Origin of the sequence: Methylibium sp. (assembly GCF_013817345.1) — a bacterium.
Classification (GTDB): Bacteria; Pseudomonadota; Gammaproteobacteria; order Burkholderiales; family Burkholderiaceae_C; genus Methylibium.
Window position 1 is genome coordinate 1 of the sequence record NZ_JACDCW010000190.1, and the last position, 3,165, is coordinate 3,165.

General features: G+C 69.3%; 2 protein-coding genes. One reads left to right on the forward strand and one right to left on the reverse strand.

From position 1 onward, the window contains the following. Window positions 1-1,693: S8 family serine peptidase (locus H0W40_RS19730; RefSeq protein WP_292449607.1), on the reverse strand; the 1,693-nt coding region annotated here is incomplete at its 3' end. A gap of 220 nt (window positions 1,694-1,913) precedes the next feature. Between H0W40_RS19730 and H0W40_RS19735 the strand changes: the two genes are divergently transcribed. Further along, window positions 1,914-3,165, forward strand: a 1,252-nt coding sequence (locus H0W40_RS19735; RefSeq protein WP_292449609.1) for a fumarate hydratase, incomplete at its 3' end; no start/stop codon positions are given.

Genomic DNA, 3,165 nt, shown 5'->3' on the forward strand with positions numbered 1-3,165 from the left:
CGCCGGCGCCGTCGGCGGCATCGACGCCCGCGATCACGTCGGCGCGCCACGTCCCCGCCGCGGGGTTGCGCCAGGCGGCGGCCATCAGGATTGCGCGGCAGCCTTCAGGCCAGGACTGCAGGGTCGCGTTGGCCTGCTGGATCAGCGCCGCCGCACCGGCCACCGCCGGCGTGGCCATGCTGGTGCCGCCGTCCGTGACCCCGACCGCCGTCACCCCGGTGCCGTTGGCGGCAATCTCCGGCAGCTCGCGGTCGCCGTGCGAGGAGGCCGGATTGCGGAACACCGAATCGCCCGCCATGCCCGAGGCGGTGTCGTTGTGGTTGCCGACGGTGAGCCGGTTGAAGCCCTTGTGGTTGACGTACTCGGTGGTGGCGCCGTTGCCCGCCGCCTCGCAGATCGTCGGGTAGGGCCAGCGCAGCGCGAGGTGGTCCTTGTAGATGTCGTCGAAGGACAGGCCGGAGGAGGTCTGCTCGCTGTCGCGGTGGAAGCTCTGGCTGATCACCGTGCAGCCGCGATCTTCGGCGGCCCAGCGGATGGCGTCGAGGTCGTAGCTGTTGGCCGAGTGCAGGTTGCAGCCCGGCGCATGGCCGTTGGGTGCGCGCCGCTCGGTGTTGCGGATGATCCCGTGGACGTGGCGTGAGTGCTGGCTGGTGTCGGGGTCGGATTCGAAGCGCGCGGTGATGGGGAGGTTGGCCGTGTTGTCGGGCCCACGCTCATAGACCGCGACATTGACGCCCGCGCCGGTAAAGCCGTCGGCATGCGCGTCGTCGCTGTTTGCAATCGCGATGGAGTCGCCGAGATCGTCGAAGCCTTCGGTTTCGTGCAGGAACACGGCCGCCACCTTCGATGAAGCCGCGAGTTCGGCCACCTGCCCGGCCGGTATGCGGCCGTAGAGCAGGGGCGCGGCGGGATCGAGCCGTGCCACTTCGAGCCCGTAACGGCGCGCCGCCTCGGCGAAGCGCTTGGCCTGCGCCTGCCACTGCGCGCGCTCACGCTCCTCGGCCTCGGGGCGGCGCCGGATCCGGCCCTTGAGCGGCTTGTCGGCGAGTACGGTCTCGGGCATTCGCAGCCACACCGCCACCTCGATCGGCTCGTCCGCGGCGCGCCGCCCAATGGCTTGGTGCAGGCTCGGATGGAGGGCTCCGTAGGTCTTTTGCCGCCGCTGCGCCAGCCGGCGCAGCTCCCGTTCCAGGTCGACCTTGCGGCCCGCCTCGTCGAAGGCGAGCGGCATGCGCTGGCCCGACTTGCGGTGCACGGCCTTGAAAGCGTCGAGCCAGGCGCCTTCGCCCTGGCCGTTCATCGCCAGCCGCTCGACCTGCAGCTCTCCGATGCGCATCCGCGCGGCATGGATGACGACGCAATCCTCGGGCAACGGCGCGGGCGTGTCGACGATCTCGAACGGAAGGTCGACATCGGCCAGCCGCTTGCTCCCACGCGCAGCCCATGGTTCGTCGATGCGCAGCCGGTGTGAGCCAGGCGCAAGGCCGCTGGTGTCGATGGCGAAGCTGCGGCCATCGCCCTTGTCGTGCACATCGACCCGCTGCCCCGCGAGGGTGATTCCTCGGCGGGCTTCCTCGGCCAGCGCCTGCGGGAACCGGATTTCGATCGCCCGGCCGCGCGGCACGATTTCGCCGGGGCGCAACGTGAAGGTCGTTTGATCGCGGCGCGCGGCCGCCACGCTGGACTTCGCCATGGTGAACCTCCCTCTCGCGGCCCGGTGGTGGCGGCGTCGTGGCGGCCGGATCGCCGCTCACTCGCCCTTGCGGGTCGGGTCCGCGCAACATCCGCCGAGGCGGCGGATCTGTCAATCCTTAGGGAGCCGGCGGAGCACGCCTCGCTACACTTCGCACCAGCCGCCCCGGCTCCCGCCAGCGTTCTGAAACGCCTGCGCACTCCCAGACGCAACGCCCCCTATGAGCACCACCATCCGCCACGACGACCTCGTCGAAAGCATCGCTGCCGCGCTGCAGTACATCAGCTACTACCACCCGGCCGACTACATCGCCCACCTCGCGCGCGCCTACGAGCTGGAGCAAAGCGCCCCCGCCAAGGACGCGATCGCGCAGATCCTCACCAACTCCAAGCTGTGCGCCGAAGGCCGTCGGCCGATCTGCCAGGACACGGGCATCGTCAACGTGTTCCTCAAGATCGGTATGGACGTGCGCTTCGAGGGCTTCCCGGCGGGTGTCGAAGACGCTGTGAACGAAGGCGTGCGGCGCGGCTACCTGAACCCCGACAACACCCTGCGCGCCTCGATCGTGGCCGACCCGCATTTCGAGCGCAGGAACACCAAGGACAACACCCCCGCCGTCGTGCACATGACGGTGGTGCCGGGCAACACGGTGGACGTGCAGGTCGCGGCCAAGGGCGGCGGCTCGGAGAACAAGAGCAAGTTCGTGATGCTCAACCCGAGCGACTCGCTCGTCGATTGGGTCTTGAAGACCGTGCCAACCATGGGCGCCGGCTGGTGCCCGCCCGGCATGCTGGGCATCGGCATCGGCGGCACGGCCGAGAAGGCGATGCTGATGGCCAAGGAAGTGTTGATGGAAGACATCGACATGCACGAACTCAAGGCCCGCGGCCCGCGCAACAAGACCGAGGAGTTGCGCATCGAACTGGCTGACAAGATCAACGCGCTGGGCATCGGCGCGCAGGGTCTGGGCGGCCTGACCACGGTGCTCGACGTCAAGATCGCCATGTACCCGACGCACGCCGCGAGCAAGCCGGTGGCGATGATCCCCAACTGCGCCGCCACGCGCCACGCCCATTTCGTGCTCGACGGCTCGGGCCCGGCCTATCTGGAGCCGCCCTCGCTGGACCTGTGGCCGGACGTGAAGTGGGCGCCCGACTACAACAGGAGCAAGCGGGTCAACCTCGACACGCTGACGCCGCAGGAAGTGGCGGGTTGGAAGCCCGGCGACACGCTGCTGCTGAACGGCAAGATGCTCACCGGCCGCGACGCCGCGCACAAGCGCATTCAGGACATGCTCGCCAAGGGCGAGCCGCTGCCCGTGGACTTCACGGATCGCGTCATCTACTACGTCGGCCCGGTCGATCCGGTGCGCGACGAGGTCACGGGTCCCGCGGGCCCGACCACCGCCACGCGCATGGACAAGTTCACCGAGATGATGCTGGCGCAGACCGGGCTCATCTCGATGATCGGCA